This window comes from Streptomyces pseudovenezuelae (assembly GCF_001513955.1).
GTDB classification, from domain to species: Bacteria; Actinomycetota; Actinomycetes; order Streptomycetales; family Streptomycetaceae; genus Streptomyces; species Streptomyces pseudovenezuelae.
The window spans coordinates 368,997-387,661 of the sequence record NZ_KQ948149.1 but is presented as its reverse complement, the minus strand read 5'-3'; the positions used below and the strand labels follow the sequence as shown (position 1 = coordinate 387,661).

At 71.6% G+C, this 18,665-nt stretch carries 15 protein-coding genes; 6 read left to right on the top strand and 9 right to left on the bottom strand.

Features of this window, described 5'->3' with window-relative positions:
• Nucleotides 1-94: 94 nt before the first annotated feature.
• Together cyc2 and AQI94_RS25980 are read right to left on the bottom strand one after the other, a co-directional pair.
• Nucleotides 95-2,254: a germacradienol/geosmin synthase Cyc2 gene (gene cyc2, locus AQI94_RS25985; protein ID WP_031041374.1), complete on the bottom strand. Its 2,160-nt coding sequence runs from the start codon at nt 2,252-2,254 to the stop codon at nt 95-97.
• 52 nt (nt 2,255-2,306) lie between these two features.
• The gene (locus AQI94_RS25980; protein WP_225890262.1) at nt 2,307-2,954 is read right to left on the bottom strand and encodes an ABC transporter permease; all 648 of its coding nucleotides are present in this window, start codon (nt 2,952-2,954) and stop codon (nt 2,307-2,309) included.
• 218 nt (nt 2,955-3,172) lie between these two features.
• Between AQI94_RS25980 and AQI94_RS25975 the strand changes: the two genes are divergently transcribed.
• Complete coding sequence (locus AQI94_RS25975; protein WP_031041367.1) at nt 3,173-6,439, top strand: tetratricopeptide repeat protein; 3,267 nt, start codon at nt 3,173-3,175, stop codon at nt 6,437-6,439.
• On the opposite strand, the gene AQI94_RS25970 is transcribed toward AQI94_RS25975, so the two are convergent.
• The 4 genes from AQI94_RS25970 to AQI94_RS25955 all read right to left on the bottom strand — a co-directional run bounded on the left by AQI94_RS25970 (nt 6,397) and on the right by AQI94_RS25955 (nt 10,124).
• On the bottom strand, nt 6,397-7,134 hold the full coding sequence (locus AQI94_RS25970) for a class I SAM-dependent methyltransferase (RefSeq protein WP_225890261.1): 738 nt from the start codon (nt 7,132-7,134) through the stop codon (nt 6,397-6,399). The two genes, AQI94_RS25975 and AQI94_RS25970, sit on opposite strands and share 43 nt — an antisense overlap.
• A gap of 88 nt (nt 7,135-7,222) precedes the next feature.
• Complete coding sequence (locus tag AQI94_RS25965; protein ID WP_031041362.1) at nt 7,223-8,374, bottom strand: damage-control phosphatase ARMT1 family protein; 1,152 nt, start codon at nt 8,372-8,374, stop codon at nt 7,223-7,225.
• Between the two features lie 105 nt (nt 8,375-8,479).
• The gene (locus AQI94_RS25960) at nt 8,480-9,130 is read right to left on the bottom strand and encodes a ScbR family autoregulator-binding transcription factor (RefSeq protein WP_031041359.1); all 651 of its coding nucleotides are present in this window, start codon (nt 9,128-9,130) and stop codon (nt 8,480-8,482) included.
• A 70-nt stretch (nt 9,131-9,200) separates the two neighbouring features.
• Nucleotides 9,201-10,124: a ScbA/BarX family gamma-butyrolactone biosynthesis protein gene (locus AQI94_RS25955; RefSeq protein WP_031041356.1), complete on the bottom strand. Its 924-nt coding sequence runs from the start codon at nt 10,122-10,124 to the stop codon at nt 9,201-9,203.
• 146 nt (nt 10,125-10,270) lie between these two features.
• On the opposite strand from AQI94_RS25955, the gene AQI94_RS25950 reads away from it, so the two are divergent.
• Entirely contained in the window at nt 10,271-10,933 is a 663-nt protein-coding gene (locus AQI94_RS25950) for a ScbR family autoregulator-binding transcription factor (protein ID WP_031041353.1), read from the top strand.
• 90 nt (nt 10,934-11,023) lie between these two features.
• Here the strand turns inward: AQI94_RS25950 and AQI94_RS25945 are convergent, their stop codons facing one another.
• Nucleotides 11,024-12,808: a S8 family peptidase gene (locus tag AQI94_RS25945; protein WP_031041350.1), complete on the bottom strand. Its 1,785-nt coding sequence runs from the start codon at nt 12,806-12,808 to the stop codon at nt 11,024-11,026.
• Between the two features lie 369 nt (nt 12,809-13,177).
• Between AQI94_RS25945 and AQI94_RS25940 the strand changes: the two genes are divergently transcribed.
• A complete protein-coding gene (locus AQI94_RS25940) occupies nt 13,178-14,116 on the top strand; it encodes a lytic polysaccharide monooxygenase (protein WP_037941743.1) in 939 nt (312 codons plus the stop codon).
• A gap of 18 nt (nt 14,117-14,134) precedes the next feature.
• Here the strand turns inward: AQI94_RS25940 and AQI94_RS25935 are convergent, their stop codons facing one another.
• On the bottom strand, nt 14,135-14,797 hold the full coding sequence (locus AQI94_RS25935) for a hypothetical protein (protein WP_031041346.1): 663 nt from the start codon (nt 14,795-14,797) through the stop codon (nt 14,135-14,137).
• Between the two features lie 664 nt (nt 14,798-15,461).
• On the opposite strand from AQI94_RS25935, the gene AQI94_RS25930 reads away from it, so the two are divergent.
• Both AQI94_RS25930 and AQI94_RS25925 read left to right on the top strand, forming a co-directional pair.
• Complete coding sequence (locus tag AQI94_RS25930; protein WP_031041343.1) at nt 15,462-16,127, top strand: DUF6230 family protein; 666 nt, start codon at nt 15,462-15,464, stop codon at nt 16,125-16,127.
• A 17-nt stretch (nt 16,128-16,144) separates the two neighbouring features.
• Nucleotides 16,145-16,657, top strand: a complete 513-nt coding sequence (locus AQI94_RS25925; RefSeq protein ID WP_031041340.1) for a DUF6114 domain-containing protein — start codon at nt 16,145-16,147, stop codon at nt 16,655-16,657.
• 540 nt (nt 16,658-17,197) lie between these two features.
• Here the strand turns inward: AQI94_RS25925 and AQI94_RS25920 are convergent.
• On the bottom strand, nt 17,198-17,428 hold the full coding sequence (locus AQI94_RS25920) for a hypothetical protein (protein ID WP_031041337.1): 231 nt from the start codon (nt 17,426-17,428) through the stop codon (nt 17,198-17,200).
• A 177-nt stretch (nt 17,429-17,605) separates the two neighbouring features.
• Here AQI94_RS25920 and AQI94_RS25915 point away from each other — a divergent pair, with 177 nt between their 5' ends.
• The gene (locus AQI94_RS25915) at nt 17,606-18,616 is read left to right on the top strand and encodes a substrate-binding domain-containing protein (RefSeq protein WP_031041333.1); all 1,011 of its coding nucleotides are present in this window, start codon (nt 17,606-17,608) and stop codon (nt 18,614-18,616) included.
• Nucleotides 18,617-18,665: the final 49 nt, after the last annotated feature.

The following is an 18,665-nucleotide window of genomic DNA, read 5'->3' as shown; positions in this document are numbered from 1 at the left end:
CGCACGGCCGCGCGGAACCAAGCGTTCCCCGCGCCGGGCCCCGCGCAGAGCACGCCTTCCTGGCCCGCCGGACGGCGGTGTCTCGGCCGTCGGGTCAGACCGCCAGGGGAAAGGCGGGCGGACGGTCCGGGAGGAAGCCGTGGGTGCGGCGGGCCAGGTGCTCGGCCTTGTAGCGGTCGACCGTGCGATGCCAGTGCAGGATGCCCGCCATCCAGTGCTGGAGGTCGGTCACATAGCCCCGCATGACCTCGCGCGCCTCCTCCGAGAGCTCGAAGTCGTCGTAGACGACGGGCAGTTCGTGCGCGGCGACATGCTCGAACTGCTGCATGCGCTGGGTCATCAGGTCGTGGACGACACGCAGCGCGGCCGGGTAGTCGATGCCGAAGAAGTTCTGCACGACGAGGATCGAGTTGTGGACCTCGCCCTCGTACTCGATCTCCTTCTGGTAGGAGAAGACGTCGTTGAGCAGGCAGGCGTAGTCGACCGCTGCGTTCTCCAGGGAGCGCACGGGTCCGCTGCGGTAGACCTCCGGCGGGACGGCGGGGCCGTGGCCCATACGGCACATGCTCATGGTGAGGTCGGAGCCGAAGGTGGCGCGCCGCATCTCCAGGTAGTCGACCGGGTCGGGGACGCGGTGCTGGATCTGGTTGGCCAGCTCCCAGAGCCAGCTCTCGGTCATCACGTTCACGGAGTCCTTGAGCGTGCGCCGCTGGTCGGGGGTCATCTCCGCCGTGGTGCGGGTCCACAGGTCGATCAGGCCGCGTTCCATGGCGTTGACGGGGACGAGGGTCTGCTCGCCGTCCAGGGGCATGCAGTCCGACAGCCGCTGTGTGGTCACGCGGGCGGCGGCGAGGTCGCGGCGGCCTCCGTAGACGAGAGGGTAGTAGTCGTCGCCGTACGTCCCCCAGGCCAGCCAGTGCGCGCTCAGGTCCAGGGCCTCGGGGCTCGCGTCCGGGTCGATGCCCGCCGAGCACAGCGGGAGGTCGGCCGCGGCGAGCTTGTCCTCGTCCCAGACGCCCTCCTGGAGCATGCCCATGCGGTGCGCCCACTCGGCCAGGCGGGGGCGGGCACCCGGCAGGTGCGGGCTGAGTTCGTTCGGGAACGGCATGTAGAAGTCGGGCAGCAGGGACGGCCCGACCTTCTGGAACGGCACATGGGTGTGGGCGCGCAGCCGCTCGGCGCCGGCCGAGGCGAGCAGGGCGCCGACATCGGCGGCCGAGGTGCCACGACCGGTCAGGGCCTGCCAGGGGGAGGTGGTGTCGGCGCGGGCGTTCATGTAGCGGCTGGAGCGCATGTGCCATTCGTGGCCGCCGGACTGCCAGTCCTGGAGGCCCTGTGTGTACCGGGCGACGGCGGTCACCTCGGCCGGGGACAGCGCGTGCTCCAGGGCGATCGCGGGGACCTCGGTGAGGGCGGTGTGCTCGAACTGGTGGAGGCGGGAGGTGAGGACGTCGTTGACGGTGTCGGCGGCCTCCTGGGTGGTGCAGCCGAAGAAGGTCTCCAGGACCAGGACGCCGTTGCTGAGTTCGCCCTCGTCCTCGACCTCGCGCTGGTAGGAGAACAGGTCGTTGCGCAGGTGGACGGCGTCGGAGAAGGTCTCCATCAGGACGCGCAGCGGTCGTGACCCGGCGACCGCCGCCGGCACTTCGGCCGTCGCGTACTCCACCAGGCCGGCCGACCAGGGGGCGCCGCCGACCTTGCGGCGCATCTCGATGTACTCGACGGGGTTGGCGATCCGCCCCTCGTTGATGTTGGACAGCTCCCACAGGGACTCGTTGAGCAGATGCTCGGTGGCGACGGCGAAACGGCGGCGCCAGTCGACGGACATCGACGGCACGGTCCGCGTCCACAGATCGGCGAGGCCCGCCTCGACCGGGTTCTCCGGCTCGGGCATCGGGGTCGACAGGTCCATCGGCATGAACAGGGGCAACCGGTCGAGATAGGCCTTGCCGCCCGCGCGGTCCTGCGTGCGCTTGAAGGTCTCCAGGAAGTGGTCGTCGAAGAAGAACACCCACACGTACCAGTCGGTGATGAGCGAGAGGGCGGGGCCATCGCAGTCGGGGTGTGTGTAGGCGCAGAGCAGGCCGTAGTCGTGCGCGTCGAGGTCGGACTGCTCCCAGATCCCGGACCCCTCCAGCATGCCCATCTCGCGCGCCCACACGGTCGAGTGGGCGCGCGCCTCGTCGACGTGCGGGTTGAGCCGCGCGGGATACGGCATGTAGAAGTGCGGGAGTTCGAAGGGCTGCTGCGTCATGAGCCGGGCCCTACCCAGGGCACTCCGCAGGCATCCGCCCCGGCACACATGATCACACCATCGCGTGAACTCCGGGCTGAACGCGGGAGTTCGCGGGCGGACTTGTGACGTCCGGTTGGCGGGGCCGGAGTTCGGGCGCCCGGAGCTCAGCGGCGGCTGTCACGAACACCATGAGGATGAGGGAGAGCGAAAGGCTCAGCCGCAGCCCGGCGAAGATGCGGGGCAGGGCGGAGGGCAGGACGAGGAACCACAGGCGTTCGGCGGTGTTCAGGCGCAGGACCGCGGCGACGTCGAGGCGCAGCGGGTCGGTGTTGCGGACACCGGCCGCGGTGTTGATCAGCACCGGCCACACGGCGCTGAAGGCGATCGAGGCGATCTGCATCGGGGTGCCGAAGGCGAAGACCACGACGAAGACGGGGACCAGGGCGGGAGGCGGCACGGCCCGGGCGAACTGGAGGACGGGGTCGGCCAGCGCGTACACCCACCGCGACCGGCCCACCACGACACCCAGCACGATCCCGGCGACGGCCGCCAGCGTGAACCCGGCCGCCATCCGGCCGAGGCTGGGCAGGATGTCGTCCACGGCGGCCCGGCTGAGGAAGAGATGCCGGACGGGCCCGTCGTACCACAGCTCGTGGACATGGCGCGCGATGCGGTCCGGGGGCGGGAAGTAGACGCTGCCGCGAGCCCGGGTGGCCACCTCCCCTGGGTGACTGCTCGGCACGGCTCAGCTGCGGGTCCTCCGACGTGCGGCACCGTGCACACCGCGCGCGCCGCGGGTCGCCGGGGCGCCCGGGCGGCCCGTGCCGGACTTCGCGACCGGATCAAGTCCCTTCGAGGCCACATGACATGAGAACCTGAAGACGGGAGAGGGGTTCGGACGTAGCCGTCGAGGTGTGTGCCGACAGGGGGTCCTCGATGTTCGGGGCAGAGTTGTTCACCCAGACCGCCGCAGCCGCCGCGGGCACCATGGTCGGGCTGATGACCACGGATGCCTGGCAGGCGGCCCGGCAGCGGATGGCGCGGTTCTTACGGCGGGAGGACGTCGAGCGGCTGGACCGGGCACGGGCGGCGCTCGACGCGGCACCGCCGGCCCGGCAGGAGATCATGCTGCGGGAGCAGCGCCAGGAGTGGGACACCACCCTGCGCGGTCTGCTGGCCCGCAATCCCGATCTGTCCGGTCTGCTGGCCGAGTTCGTCCAGGAGTTCTCCGGCCTCGCGCGCCCGGTCCTCATCCAGGTCCAGCAGGCCCCGGCGGCGCTGGAGCCGGTCCGTGCCCCGGGTGCGCTGACCGTGGCGCCTCCGCTGGGCCGGCTCGACCGCCGGGTGCGGGGCCGTGAGTCGCTCCTGGACACGCTCAAACAGCTGGTGGGCAAGCCGACTTCGGGTGTGCAGGTGCTGCACGGCATGGGCGGCAGCGGGAAGACGACGGTCGCCCTGGAGATCGCCGCCTACGCCGCCGCGCTGAACGTCGACGTGTGGTGGGTGACGGCGAAGAACCCTGCCACGCTGAGCGAGGGGATGCGCGAGGTGGTGGCGGCGCTGGGCACGCCCGCGGACCTCATCGACCGTGCGTGGTCGGGGCGTTCGAGTGCGACCGACCTGCTGTGGCGGCGGCTGTGCGACACCGCGAGCCCGTGGCTGCTGGTGGTGGACAACGCCGACGAGCCCGAACACCTGGCGCCCTACGGCCGGTTGGCGGAGGGCAGGGGCTGGATCCGGCCCGCCGCGGAGCTGCCCGGCCTGGTGCTGATCACCAGCCGGGACAGCAGCCCGAGGACCTGGGGGCCGTGGGCCACGCTGCACTCGGTCGACGCCCTGGAGGAGGACGACGCCACCGAGGTGCTGTGGGACCTCGCCGGGGAGCGGGCCGGTTCCCGTGAGGACGCGCGGCTGCTGACCCGGCGGCTCGGCGGGCTGCCGCTGGCACTGCGCATCGCGGGCTCGCATCTCGCGGCGGCCTCGGCGTTCCCCGCCTGGCCGGGCACGACGACCGTACGGACGTACGCCGACTACCGCGTGGCCCTCGACGAGCGTTTCACCGAACTCCTCGACGAGCGCCCGCCCGGGCGGCAGGGCAGCAACTACTCGGTCCCGGTGACCGGCACCTGGGAGCTGTCGCTGGACCTCCTGGAGCGGCGGGGCATCGTCCAGGCCCGGCCGCTGATGCGGCTGTTGTGCTGTCTGGGCGAGGCCCCGGTGCCGTTGGTCGGCCTGTTGCGCCCCGACCGGCTGGCGGACTCCTCGGTGCTGCCCGGTGTCACACCCCAGGAGCTGTACACCGCGCTCACCTCGCTCGCCGACTTCGGCCTGGTCGAGCTGCACACCCCGCGCGGCGGCGACGACCACACGCGCACCCTGCTGATGCACCCCCTGGTCCGGGACGCCGGCCGGCTCCAGCGGGACCTCGCCGAGCACATGAAGGAGTACGCGGCCGTCGTCGCCGACCTGGTCGTCTGCGCCACCGCCGAGCTCAGCGAGGACGACCCGTGCGACTGGCCGCGCTGGCGGCTGCTGCTCCCGCACTGCGACGCCCCGCTGGCCCTGATCGGCGACCCGTACGAGGCGGAGGACGACCTGGTCTCCAGGGCGCTGCGGGCGGCGGCGGCCGGGGCCCGGCATCTGATCCGGCGGGGTTGGCTGGACCGGGCCGAGGAGGTCCTCGGGGCGTGCGAGCCGGTGGTGCTCGCGTGCGGTCCACGCGACCCCGACGCGCTAGAAGTACGCTCCGCGGCCGCCCACTTGCTCCAGTTGCGGGGCCGGCTCGCCGCCGCCGAGACGCTGGTGCGTTCCGTTCTGGAGGACACCCGGGCGCTGTTCGGCGACGGCTCCGGTGAGAGCGCCGACGCCCGGTACGCCCTCGCGGAGCTGCTCTGCGACCGGGGCCGGCCCGCGGAGGCGGAGGCGGAGTACCGCTCGGTGTACGCCACCTTGCGCACCCTGCTCGGTGAGCGGGCCCCGCAGACGCTGGCCGCCCGCAAGGGCATAGCCCGGATGTCCCAGCAGCGCGGGCTGCTCGCGGAGGCCGAGGAGGAGTACCGCCTGCTGCTCGGCGCCTACCGGGAAGCCCTCGGGGACCGCCACCCCGACACCCTGGCCGCCCGGTTCGACGCCGCCCAGGTGCGGCACGAACTCGGCATGTTCCGGCAGGCCGAGGAGGAGCTGCGGGACACGCTGCGGATGTGCCTGGAGGTGCTGGGCGAGCGCCACCCGCTCACCCTCAGCGTCCGTCACCGCTTCGCCGACGTGCTGCGCGACCGGGGCCTCCTGGCCGAGGCCGAGCACGAGTTCCGTACCGTGCTCGGCCTGCGCGCCGACGCCTACGGCGAGGACCATCCCGAGACCGTGGCCGCCCGGCACGGCCTGGCCACCGTGCTGCGCGACCGCGGCTGGCCCGGTGACGCGGAGACCGAGTTCCGGGAGGTCTTCGAGGTCCGGCGCAGGCTGCTCGGCGACATGCACCCGCACACCCTGGTGGTCCGGCACAACCTGGCCGACCTGCTGATGGAGCGGGGCCAGCTGGAGGCGGCCGAGACGGAGTTCAGGGAGGTGTACGCGGCACGCCGGGAAGTGCTCGGCGAACAGCACCTGCTCACCCTCTCGGTACGGCACGGTGCCGCGCACGTCCTGCATCTGCGGGGGCGTACCGACCGGGCCGAGACCGAGTACCGCACGGTCCTCGCGGACTGCGTGGAGACCCTGGGCCCCCGTCACCCGGGCACGCTCGCGGTCCGCCACAATCTCGCCGACCTGCTCAAGGACCAGGGCCGACTCGCCGCCGCGGAGCAGGAGTTCAGGGAGGTCTACGAGGCCCGGCGGACCGTACTGGGCGAGCAGCATCTGCTGACACTGTCCGTACGGCACGGTGCCGCGCACGTCCTGCATCTGCGCGGGCACGTCGAGCAGGCGGAGGCGGAGTACCGCACGGTGCTCGCGGACTGTGTGGAGACGCTGGGGCCGAGGCACCCGGGCACCGTGTCGGTCCGGCACAACCTGGCCGGACTGCTCTGCCTCAAGGGTGAACTCGGTGCGGCCGAGGCGGAGTTCACCGAGGTGCGGGCGGCCTGCGAGGAGGTGCTGGGGCTACGGCATCCACGGACCCTGGCCGCCCGGGAGGCGCTGGCCCGGCTGCGGTCCGAGGATCAGGCGCCCAGGGATCCCGACTCGGCGGCCACCGGCTCGTAGCCCGGGAAGCTCGCCGGGATCTGCGCGAGGTCCCACAGGGCGAGCGTCTTGTCGTCGTAGAAGTCGTCGGACTCGTCGTCGCCGATGACCTGCAGCGGTTCGGGCAGCCCGAAGGGGGCCAGCCGGAGGTTGATCGGCCGCCACCAGCCCGTGACGATGTCGGTGTTGGCGGCGGTCCGGGAGAAGGTCGTGGTGAGCAGATAGCGCGAGCCGCTCTCCCGGAACCGGGTCAGCGCCTCCACCACGTGCTGGTAGGAGAAGTGCACGAGGGCGTCCCGGCACACGATGAGATCGACCCGCGGCACCGGCTGGGCGGTGAAGTCGAGCAGCTGGAACTCCCGCCCCGGGCCGGGGTGGTGGGCGCGGTTGGCCGCGACGAGCTCCGCGACGACGTCCCCGCCGAGGTAGGAGGCCCCGTGCAGTTCGACGTGCTGCATCCAGTTCAGGTCCCCGCACGGGGCGTCCAGCACCGAGCGGACGCCCAAGTCGGCGATGAGCGCGCCGAGTCGGCCGATCACCCGCTTCATGCGCTGGAGCTCGGAGCCCGGTCCGGAGCGGGTCTCGTCGGAGCCCCAGCGGTTGGTGCGGTAGATGTCCGTGAACACGTCGTGCAGGTCGGCCTCGTCACGGGCGTCCGTGACGTCGACGTAGCGCCGTGCGTCCACGTCGTAGACGGGCTCCCCAGGATTGCTCACGTACCGCGGGGTCAATGACGTCCTCTTTCGCTGCCCGTCGGCGGGACGTAGGGCAGCCCACCGGTGCACGTCGGCAGCATAACGCTCCTCAGGGCCGGACCTGGATGAGCGCGTGGGTCCCGCCGGTCCGCCAGCGCCGTCCCTCCGCCGCGACCAGCGCGGCTTCCGTACGCTCGTCGAGACCGGTGATCACGTCGGACTTCAGGGTGCGCAGGGCGGCGACCGGACCCGGGAAGTACCCGGTCGCGTCGGCGAACGGCGTGGTCGGCGCCCACCACCGGTCGCCCACCAGACGGCGGTAGTTGAGGTCGCCCTTCAGGACGGTGAGCGCGGCGCCGCCGATCTCCGCGCTCAGGTCGTCCGGCATGTCGGCGTACGGCAGCGGAGCGCAGGAGAACGCGTGCGCGCGCACCCCGAGCCGCCCGTCTGCCATGGCCTCCCACAGCCGGCGCCCGTACCCGGCGGCCTCCCCCGGCGCCCGCACGAGCCGGCGCATGGCGTCGACCACGTCGGCGGTGGTCGCGTCGGAGACGTAGTAGGGGTACGGCTTCACGTGCAGCACGGCCCGCTCGATCCGGCCGTGTTCGAGGAGGTGGGTGAGGAGCAGCAGATCGGGGATGAGCTCGCGTCCGGCGTTGTCGGCGATCAGACACAGGGTGCCGTGGCCGTCGAGCAGCGCCCACAGCCGGTGGCTGTCGTCGGCGACCAGATCCGGTACGGCGTCCCGCCCTTCGGCCTCCCCGTCCGAGAGCCGGAACCCGAGGTCGGCGCGGTTCCCCCACAACGACCCGTGCAACAGGGCCGCGCCCTGTTCCTCGGCCGGCAGGGCGGCGAGTTCGTCCAGGGCCGCGAGCTCCTGGTCCGTCTCCGGGGAGTCGAGTTCGGCGAGCTTGGAGGGCCGGAAGGGGTCGATGCCGTGCCAGGGCCCGTCCCCGAAGTAGCCGACGGCGTCGAGGAGCCGCCGGTAGAAGTAGCTCTCGGACCACAGCCACGGCACGTCGAACCAGGAGCGCCCCAGGTAGGCGTCGATCCCCCACTCGCCCCAGGCGCCGCCGGGCAGCGGCTCGATCACACCCTTCGTGCAGCTGTCGTGCAGCGCGTCGAGTGCGCGGTGCTGCTCGGGCCCGTAGGGGAACGCCTCCCGCACCTGCCCGATGATGGCGGGATGCCGTTCGGCGAGCACGCTGTGCGGAAAGGAACCGGGGTCGTTGCCGAGGATGACGGCGGCGCCGATAGACATGGACCGACCTTAACCACTGCGGGGGCACGGGGCTGTGTCAGACCGCGCGGGCGCGACCAGCCGCGGCGTACCGCCCCCCGGTGACGGCCGAAGGCAGGAACGCGCTCACCCCCCGCCGCGGGACTCCTGCTCCAGCTGACTGACCAGCGTCAGGTACCGCGCCCGTCGAGGCACCGGCACCAGCCCCCGGATCATGACGTGCCACATCTCGGCGAGCCGGCGCGGCTGACGTCCCACCGGCTCCAGATGCCGTCCCACCACGCGTGTCCCGACGAAGAAGCAGACCAGCGAGTGCGCCACGGCGTCGACGTCGGTGTCCGGGTGGAGATCGGACTCCTTGACCGCTCCCAGCAGCTTGCCCGTGGCCAGGTCCAGCCACTCCGTGAACGGGTGCCGCAGCGGCGGCCGCACCTCGACGCCCCCGGTGGCGAGCCGGAGCCCGGCCCGGAGCACCGGCCCCTCGACCGACAGGCGGGCTATCCCGAAGGTGACGCGGACCAGTGCCTCCAGCGAGGTGTAGCCGCGGGCGTCCACGTCCCCCGCCAGCTGCCGCGAGGCCCGTGACTGGATCTCCATGATCGCGTGCGCCAGGTCGTCCTTCGCCGCGAAGTGGAAGTAGAGCGCGCCTTTGGTGACTTGGGCGTGCGCGACGATGTCGCTGAGACTGGTCGATTCATAGCCGCGACGGTCGAACAGATCGGCGGCGGCGGTGATGATCGTCGCTCGGGTCTGTTCAGCGCGTAACTGCCTCGGCATCGACTGCACACTCCTGGTACGGAAAAGAACGGGTCATGCCGTTTGTTTCTTACTCCCTGTACACGATATCTCACCCTGCGACGGCGCCCACCAAGCACTCGAAGACCATCGACTCCCCTTGCAGCGCGATGACTTGTACGTCGGTGCCGTCCTGCCCGCTCACTTCCGTCCAGACCGGTCTGTCGAGCTCCGCGTACTGGTGAAACGTGGCATGGAACGACACCGGCACCAGCCGCTCCTGCCCTCCGTGCGCCCGTACGGTCTGGCGGGCGGCCTCCAGCAGGAGCATGCCGGGGATGTGGTCCAGGGGATGGTCGAAGAAAACAGGATGAGCGGTATCGACGCGGAGCCGCCAGCGGCCGGGGCGGGCGTCGGGCGAGAGCAGGACGTCGGCGGCGAGGGCCCGGCCGACCGTGTCGGCGGGAAGCGGCGGCAGCGGACGCGGCAGTCGCAGGGCACCGACGTCGGCGGTGCGCCCCCCGCGCAGTCGGCGGTAGACGGACTCGTTCGTCCAGCTCACGGCTATGCGGCCGGTCGCGACCCGCTCGCCGCCCAGCCGTACGGCGGCGTCGTAGCGCAGTGCCGTCGGGCGGCCGGCGCGGCGGCGGACCTCCGCCACGGTGATGTCGATGACGGGTTCGGCGGGCGCGGCGCCGACGGCCAGATGCTCCGGGCGGGTGTCGACGCTCAGCTCCTGGAGGACGAACTGGTGGCCGAGCGGGACCTCGTACTCCGCGTGGGCGAGCAGCGCCCCGCACTGACGGACCGTTTCTGCAACCAGTAGCGGCTCGTACGCCGAGCGGTCCGGGGACACGTGTAACTGATGGGCGCGCGGCCACTGGGCGGTGATGGTGAACCGGTCCGCGCCGGTCCTGGACCAGCCGGTGAGGAGGATCTCCGCGACCGCCACCCGGTGCACGTACTCCCGGGGTACGGTCGCCGTCAGGGGCCCGGAACCGGGCCGGGCCTGCGCGAACTGCCGTAACTCTGGCATGTCTCCCCCTCGTTCCTCCGAAGCGATGACGGACGGTGAGGTGCCCGTGCCGGTGAGCGATAGAGTACGAGGGATTCCGGTCTGTTTTCAATGTGACCTGATCGAGACCGGACGAGATCCGAACTCGGCGCATGGGAGGGGTTCTTATGGCGAGACAGGAGCGCGCCATCAGGACACGCAGGACGATCGTGGAGGCCGCGGGCGCCGTCTTCGACGAGCACGGGTACGCCGCGAGCACCATCGCGATGGTGCTGGAGCGGGCCGAAGTCACCAAAGGTGCCCTGTACTTCCACTTCCCCTCCAAGGAGTGCCTGGCCCAGGCGGTGCTCGACGAGCAGTTGTCGCTGGGGGCCGTGCCGCCGCATCCGTGCAAGCTGCAGGAGATCGTCGACATGACGTTCGTCTTCGGGCAGCGGCTGCGGACCAACTCCCTGCTGAAGGGGAGCGTGCGGCTGACGGTGGACCAGTGCGCGCCGCCCGGTGTGGATCACACGGGACCGTTCCGGCAGTGGAGCGAGCATCTGGCGGCACTGCTGCAAGAGGCCCGGGAGCAGGGCGAGTTGTTGCCGACGGTCGAGCCGCGGGACACGGCGGATCTGCTGGTCGGGGCGTTCGCCGGGGTGCAGTTGATGTCACGGGCGCTGCACGGGCGGGAGGATCTCGGACACCGGATCTCCGTGATGTGGGCCCATATGCTGCCGAGCGTCGCGGTGCCGGGGGTGCTGGTCGGCCTCGACAGCCGGCCCGACCGCGGGACCCGGGTGCTGGCGTCCGTCGAGAGCGGTGAGCTGGTGGGCGCGGAGGCGTGATCGGGGGCGGGCCGGGTCACGGACCGCACGCGGATGGGCCGGCCGGTGCCCCATCCGCACCGGCCGGCCCATCTGTTCGCAGGAGCTCGCTCAGAAGGTGAGCTTCCAGCCGTTGAGCGTGCCGGTGTCCTGCGACGCCGTGTCCTGGACGCGGAGCTTCCAGGTGCCGTTGGCCGTCTCGGAGGAGGCGTTGACGGTGTAGGTGGTGTTGACGTTGTCCGCGGAGTCGGAGGAGCTCGCTGCCTTCAGGCTGTACACCGTGCCGTCCGGGGCGACGAGGCCGATCACCAGGTCACCGCGGTAGGTGTGGGTGATGTCGACGCCGACCTGGAGGGCCGAGGGGGCGTTGCCGCTGCGGCCGCTGACCGCGAGGGAGGACTCGATCGCGGAGCCGTTGTCCGGGATGGCGACGGCGGTGCTGCTGGAGAAGGTCGTCCCCGTCGTCGTACCGCCGCCGCTCACGGCCGCCACGGTCTTCGCCGCGTCCGCGAGGCCCGCGCCGCAGCCGCCGGAGCAGGCGCCCGGCAGCGGACGGGCGTTGTTCTTGATGGCGGTCTCGATCTGCCCCGGGGTCAGCGCCGGGTTCGCCGACTTCACCAGCGCGACCAGGCCCGCGATGTGCGGGGTGGCCATGCTGGTGCCCTGGTAGTAGGCGTACGACTCCGAAGACGGCGTCGAGGCACCGGAGTTGAGCGTGGACAGGATGCCGTTGGCGGTACCGGTGCTGGTCTGGCCGCCGGGCGCCGAGATGTCCACGAGGGAGCCGTAGTTGGAGTACGAGGCCTTGGCGCCGGAGCGGTTGGTCGCGGCGACCGAGATGATGTTGTTGCAGTTGCCGGGCGAGTGGCCGGAGACGTTCTCGTTGTCGTTGCCGGCGGCCACGACGACGGTCGTACCGCGGCCGACGGCGTTGTTGATGGCGGTCTGGGTCGCCGAGGTGCAGGCGCCGTCGCCGCCGAGGCTCATGTTGATGACCTTGGCGACGTTGGTGTTGGCGGGCACGCCGGAGACGGTGCCGCCGGACGCCCAGGTGATGGCGTCGATGATGTCGGAGTCGTAGCCGCCGCACTTGCCGAGGACGCGCACCGGGGAGATCTTCGCGCCGTACGCGATGCCCGCGACGCCCTTGCCGTTGTTCGTGACCGCGGCGATGGTGCCGGCGACGTGCGTGCCGTGCCAGGAGGAGCTGGAGGCGGGGATGCCCGAGCCGCACTCGTTGGCCGCGTAGTAGTCGCCGGGGTCGGCCGGGTTGCTGTCACGGCCGTCGCCGTCGACGGAGACCGCGGTGTCGGAGATGAAGTCGTAGCCGCCGACGATGTTCGCGGCGAGGTCGGAGTGGGTGACGTAGCCGGTGTCGATGACGGCGACGGTGACACCGCTGCCGGTCGACGTCGGCCAGGCGCCCGGCACGTTCATGCCGGCCGTGGACTCGTACAGGTCCCACTGCTTGGCGTACTCGGTGTCGTTCGGGTCGGCCTGCGGCTTGTTGAGGCGGTCCGGCACGACGTAGGCGACCTGCGGGTCCGCCTTGAACTCGGCCACGGCGTCGGCGACTTCGGCCTTGCTGGGGGCCGCGCCCAGGTCGACGAGGGCGGCCCCGGTGCCGAGTCTGCGCTGGAAGTCGGCGTCCTTGGCCGCGGCGTCGGCCTCGGCGGCCTTGTTCGACGTGGCCTCGGCGGCGCCCGACTTGTAGCCGACGATGAGGCGCTCGGCCTGGACGCCGGGAGCGGCCTCGGTGAGCGCGGCCGGGACGGCGGCCTGCTGGGCGGGGGTGTCCTGGGCGACGGCGACGGAGGCCGTTCCGACGGAGAGAAGGGCCGCGGAGACGGCGGCGGCGGATATCAGCTTCCGCCGCAGGGAGGGGGAGGTACGCAAGGGGCTTGCCTTTCGGGGCCGTGCTCCGGGCAGCGCGGAGCAGCAGTCGAATCGCTTCGTCGATGAAGCGGCGGGGGGGTGAAGCCAGGAGCGCGGCGGCCGGCCATACGTGGGGCGCGTGACCCGTTCGGGGTTACCTGTGGGTCAGCTGTGGTCGAACGATAGGCAAAGAGCAGGTCATGCGGATACAGGGGAAACCCTTGATCGGGCCGGAAACACCCCCTGTCCGATGGCCGGTTGAGCGGGGGTGGCCGCTTTGCCCGCGTCTGCGCGGGGCGGACGACCCGGGCCGCCGGTGAACGCGCGGGGCCCGCGCCCCGTACTGCACGGAAGCCCGTCGTTCCCGCGCCGCCCGAGGAGGCGTTCCGGATGTTCCGGATGCCCTGGACCACCGCCCGCCGTACCAGTGCGGCGGCCGCCACCGCCCTGACCCCGCTCCTGCTGACCGTGTTCGCGGCGGCGCCCGCGCAGGCCCACGGCGCTCCCACCGACCCGGTCAGCCGGGTCTTCGCCTGCTCCCCCGACGGCGACTCCTCGGGCACGTCCGCGTGCCGGGCCGCCGTGGCGGCGAACGGCTCGCCCTTCACGGCCTGGGACAACCTGCGGGTCGCGAACGTGAACGGCCGGGACCGGCAGACGATTCCCGACGGGAAGCTGTGCAGCGGCGGCCTGCCCGCCTACCGGGGCCTCGATCTGGCCCGCTCCGACTGGCCGGCCACCCGTCTGTCCCCCGGGGCGACCCTGACCATGAAATACGTCTCGACGATCCCGCACACCGGCACGTTCCGCATGTATCTCACCGAGCCCGGCTACGACCCGTCGAAGCCCTTGAAGTGGTCCGATCTGCCGGAGCAGCCGTTCGCCCAGGTGAAGGACCCGGCACTGACGGACGGCGCGTACCGGATCCGGATGACGTTGCCGAAGGACCGCACGGGCCGGCAGGTGCTGTACACGATCTGGCAGAACAGCAGTACGGCGGACACGTACTACTCGTGCTCGGACGTGGTGTTCCCGGCGGCGGCCGGCGGGGACGGGGACAGGGCGAGCGCCGCCGCGTCGCCGACCCGCTCCAAGGCGGCGGAGGAGAAGCCCGCGCAGAGCCCGACGCCGACCACTCCCGCCGTCACTGCCTCGCCGACACCGTCCGTGGCACGTTCGGCGGGTGCCGCCGTACCCGACTCCACTCCGGTGGCGGCCGACGCCGATCCCGCCTCCGGGCCGTCCGCGCCCATGATGGCGGGCGGCGCCGCCGCGGTGCTGGTGCTCACCGGGGGCGCCGCCCTGGCGCTTCGTCTGCGCCGACGCTGAACTACGCGGTTACGGAGTTCAGTTGACGTAGACCGGCTCGCCGCCCGCGGTCACCGGGCTGTACTTGGCGGTCCAGAAGCCGCTGGCGGGGCACAGCGAGGAACCGGACGTCCGGCTGAACTGCTGGTTGGCGAACTTGATGCTGTTGTCGGTGTTGTCGGCCGTGCCGGCCAGGCCGGACGCCGCCTGGTAGACACAGCTGACGCTGCCCAGCAGGGTGCGCAGCACGACGGTGGTCTGGATGGAGGAACCGCTCGCCGGGGTCACGGCGACGGAGCCGTCGGAGGACACGTCGGTGGTGTAGGGCAGGTTGTTCACCGTGATGCTGGTGACGCCGAGGACACCGACCACGTTCGAGGTGCAGCCGCTGAAGGTCTGCCCGGTCAGGGACTCGGTGGCGGTGCCCGGCGCGGTCGGGTTGCTGCCGACCGTGGCGGTGAAGGTGGAGGCCGTGCAGGTGATCCCGCTGGTGCCCGTCGAGCTGGAGTAGAGGGTCGCGGTGGTCCCGCTCGCCAGGGACGCACTGATGGTCGTGCCCTCGGCGACGTTGGTGCCGCCGACCGAGCCGGTGGTGAGGACCGCGACGTCGGCCGCCGCGGCGGGGGCGGAGGCGGCCACGGCCACGGGCAGCGCGAAGGCGGCGGCAGCGGCGGTGAGGGAGAGCAGGGAACGCATACGCATGGGGGATTGCCTCTTTCATGAGGTGAGGGTGGGTGTGGGGGGGCGCGGACGCGCGTCGGCGCCCGCCGTTGCCGGTCCGTCACGCCTTCTCCGTACGTGACGGACCGGCAACGGCATCAGACCGGTGACCGGCCGGGTGCCCCATGGGGGAGGGTCCGGCCGGGCCGGGTGAGAGAGGGCGAGCCCGGAGCGGCCCAGGGGGGAATCGGCCGGTTCGGGTGCCATGGAGGGGCGGACTCGGGCGGTGAAGAGCCCGTGAGGGACAGCTGGTCCGGGAACGCGGGCAGGTGCCGCCCGACGGCTTGGATCCGGCGCCACGGATCCAGGGAAGCCAGGGAGAGTTGTAGACCTGATCATCCGTCAACGTCAAGGTGTTACAGGGGAGTTGATCATCGATCAGCGTCTTTTGCCGTCGTCGGAGGCGTTGTTGATCACCGGTGCCACATAATCGACACCCTTTACTCACAACTTGCTTGACCCACGGGCGTAACCGCCGGTAACTTCCGTGGCATTACTGCGGAGTACGAGAAAGCCCTTGCAGCCGCCGGGGGTTGGAAGAACACGTGCGCCGCAGCCGCCGTCCGCGCCAGGACGACAAGCCACTGAAGCCGAAACATCCGCACGTGAGCCCCACTTGCGTTGACTATGCCCCTGGGAGCAGCACATGGCCTCGTCCGTCGGCACCACCCCCGAGACCCCCGAAAGCGGTTCCGCACCCGAAGCCCCCGGCAGCACCGCGAGACGCGGGCGGGTCCGGGGCCGCCGGGCCGCGATCATGGCCGTGCCGGCCGTCGTGATCACCGCGGGTCTCGCGATCATGACCGCCGAGGGTGCGCTGGGTGTCCAGTTCGCCATCTCCGGCATGCCGTTCACAGTCACCGCGGACAACCTCGACGGCACCGGCTTCGAGCAGTTCGGCGGCCTCGACAACATGGCGGACAACAGCCCGAACGCCGGCGACACCGGCGGACAGGTGCTGGTCGTGACCTCCGCCATCAAGAGCGCGACCCTGAGCAAGCTGTGCCAGAGCGTCGACCTGGGCGGCACCAACCTGCGGATCGAGGCGGGCAAGGGAGAGAAGAAGGTCGAGGCGACCGACCTGACCACGGACTCGACCGTGCTGACCGGTGACGCCTCCTTCGACAACATCGAGATCGGCAACGACGCCAGCACCCTCACCAAGGCGGGCGTGAAGGGCCCCCTCGGGGTCTTCAGCCAGCAGGCCGACACCGTGCACATCGCCAACCTGCGACAGACCAACTACGCCACCACGGCAGGCGTGTTCAAGCTGCCCGGCCTCAAGCTCAGCTTCAGCAGCAAGGCCTGCTGATGGAAGGTCAGGAGCCGGTGAGCGGGCCCGGGCCGGCGGGCGTAGCGCAGCCCGTGGCCGAGCAGGACGCGTTCACCCGCTGGGTGTACGGACGCCCCTTCTTCGGCGGGCTGTGGCTCACCCTGGGCGGGCTCTGGATCCTGGTCACAATGAAGGCCTCGGTGAAGGTCGTCCTGCACGTCGGGATGCAGGGCGTGGCGGGCTACCTCCTGCCGACCCTGATGGTGCTGCTGGGACTGCTGATCCTCTTCAGCCCCGCCCAGCGCCTCTTCTACTCGATCACCGGCGTCCTGATCTCCATGGGTACCTGGGTCACCTCGAACCTGGGCGGCTTCATGGTCGGCCTCCTGCTGGGAGTCGCGGGAAGCATCCTGACCTTCGGCTGGCTGCCCGACCAGGACCCGCGGGTGAGCCGCCGCGAGCGGCGCGGGTCGGCACAGCGGGCGACCCAGGACGGGCCGGCGGCCGACGCCGGCCGGAACGGCACCGACACCCCTACGGCCCAGGCCGTGACGGCCACCGCCCAGTAACCCGGACGAGCGGACCGTTCCGGCATCGGCTCGCGCATCCGCCTTCCCCCTCCCGGGGCCCGGACCGCGCAGGCACACCCGTCACACAGCGGGCAGCCTGCGCGGTCCGACGCGGTCCTCGACCCGGTGCCGTACGGCGTAGAGCCCAACGGGGTTCCAGGAGTCGGCGGTGCGACCCGCGACCTCGCCTTGATCAGGCCGGTGGCCCGAGGGACGAACACTGCCGCCGCGGCTCCCCTCACGCCCGGAAGGCGATCAGGTCCCCTACGGCGGGCGCCAGGACGCAGGCAAGCGTGAAGCCCGCGACACCGGAAGCGTCCGCGCGCCCGCGACGAACAGCTGCTCGCGGCCGAGGACGTCGCCGAGCCGTCCGCAGGCAACGAGCAGCACCGCGACACCGCCCCGCCCAGGCCGGCGTGGACGGCGGGCGCGGCGACCTCGACGACGGTCGCGTCCAGCAGGTTCATGGGCTCGCCGAGCAGCAGCACGACGCGCGCGAGCCATCGGAAGGCGGCCGGCCGCGGACGCCCGTACCGAGGATTACCTCCGCCCCGGTGACACGGGCGCGGCGACCTCGACGACAGTCGCGTCCAGCAGGTTCATGGGCTCGCCGAGCAGCAGCACGACGCGCGCGAGCCATCGGGAGGCGGGGGCCGGCGACGCCGTACCGAGGAATTCCTCCGCCGCCGGGGACCGGTACGGGGGATACGAGCACCGGTCGGGGTCGGCCGGGAGACGGACTGGGCGCTCGGCCTTCTGCCGTACATCCACGTGAAGATCATTACGATGCGGAACCGAGAAGTCACTACAAGGGGCTGATCACTTGACTACCGGCGGTCACACGCGGTTGGCTCCTGGCCAGTGAAAGTTCAACCGGCCGACGCGCCCGCGATCCGGCCGCCCTTTCGCGTTCCGCCTGCCAGGCCGCACAGCGAGGTGCCGCACCCCATGAACACTCCTCCCCCACCTCGGACTTCCTTGAGATCCCTGCGCGTGGCCGCCCTCACCTCCGTCACCCTGCTGCTGCTCGCCGGCTGCTCCGGCGCCGGCGACGACTCCCGCCTCGGCACGGACGCGGCGAAGGGGGCGGACACCTCGGGGCTGAAGATCGCCCTGATCACCCACGGCGGCGAGGGCGACGCCTTCTGGGAACGCGTCCAGAAGGGGGCCGAGGCCGCCGCCGCGAAGGACGGCGTCGACCTGACGTACGCCAACGACTCCGATCCCGCCGGGCAGGCCCAGTTGGTGCGCGACGCGATCAGTGACCGCGTCGACGGCATCGCGGTGACCCTGGCCAAGCCGGCCGCGATGAAGGCCCCGGTGGCCGCGGCACGGGCGGCCGGCATCCCGGTGGTGGGCCTCAACTCCGGTATCGACGCCTGGAAGTCGCAGGGGCTGCTGGAGTACTTCGGCCAGGACGAGATCGTGGCCGGCGCGGCCGTGGGCGACAAGCTGAACGGTCTGAAGGTCAAGCACGCGCTGTGCGTCATCCACGAGCGGGGCAATGTCGCCCTGGAGGCGCGCTGCGCCGGAGTGAAGAAGACGTTCGGCGGTGAGACCGAGAACCTGTACGTGGAGGGCACCGACCCCGAGGCCGTGGACACCGTTCTCACGGCCAGGCTGCGACAGAACCCCGGCATCGACGAAGTCGTCACCCTCGGCGCGCAGTTCGCGCTGGACGCCGTGGACTCGGTGAAGGCCGCCGGCAGCAGAGCGCACGTCGCCACCTTCGACCTCAACGACGACCTGGTCCAGGCGGTCCGCGCCGGGGACGTGCAGTTCGCGGTGGACCAGCAGCCGTATCTGCAGGGCTACCTCGCCGTGGACTCGCTGTGGCTGTACCGGACCAACGGCAACATCAGCGGGGGCGGCGTGGCTCCCGTGCTCACCGGGCCAGCGTTCGTCACCCGGACGAACGTCGCCGCGGTCGCGGGGTTCGCCGCCGCCGGCACGCGGTGATCCCCCCTCCCGACAACCGCTTCCCCCCGCACCGCCCACTCCGCTCTCC

What these genes read in the sequence shown, in the direction of transcription:
- AQI94_RS25965 (WP_031041362.1), bottom strand. Translation starts at nt 8,374, where the DNA reads ATGTCTATCGGCGCCGCCGTCATCCTCGGCAACGACCCCGGTTCCTTT.
- AQI94_RS25955 (WP_031041356.1), bottom strand. Translation starts at nt 10,124, where the DNA reads ATGCCAGAGTTACGGCAGTTCGCGCAGGCCCGGCCCGGTTCCGGGCCC.
- AQI94_RS25930 (WP_031041343.1), top strand. Translation starts at nt 15,462, where the DNA reads ATGGCCTCGTCCGTCGGCACCACCCCCGAGACCCCCGAAAGCGGTTCC.
- cyc2 (WP_031041374.1), bottom strand. Translation starts at nt 2,254, where the DNA reads ATGACGCAGCAGCCCTTCGAACTCCCGCACTTCTACATGCCGTATCCC.
- AQI94_RS25975 (WP_031041367.1), top strand. Translation starts at nt 3,173, where the DNA reads ATGTTCGGGGCAGAGTTGTTCACCCAGACCGCCGCAGCCGCCGCGGGC.
- AQI94_RS25940 (WP_037941743.1), top strand. Translation starts at nt 13,178, where the DNA reads ATGTTCCGGATGCCCTGGACCACCGCCCGCCGTACCAGTGCGGCGGCC.
- AQI94_RS25950 (WP_031041353.1), top strand. Translation starts at nt 10,271, where the DNA reads ATGGCGAGACAGGAGCGCGCCATCAGGACACGCAGGACGATCGTGGAG.
- AQI94_RS25915 (WP_031041333.1), top strand. Translation starts at nt 17,606, where the DNA reads ATGAACACTCCTCCCCCACCTCGGACTTCCTTGAGATCCCTGCGCGTG.
- AQI94_RS25935 (WP_031041346.1), bottom strand. Translation starts at nt 14,797, where the DNA reads ATGCGTATGCGTTCCCTGCTCTCCCTCACCGCCGCTGCCGCCGCCTTC.
- AQI94_RS25960 (WP_031041359.1), bottom strand. Translation starts at nt 9,130, where the DNA reads ATGCCGAGGCAGTTACGCGCTGAACAGACCCGAGCGACGATCATCACC.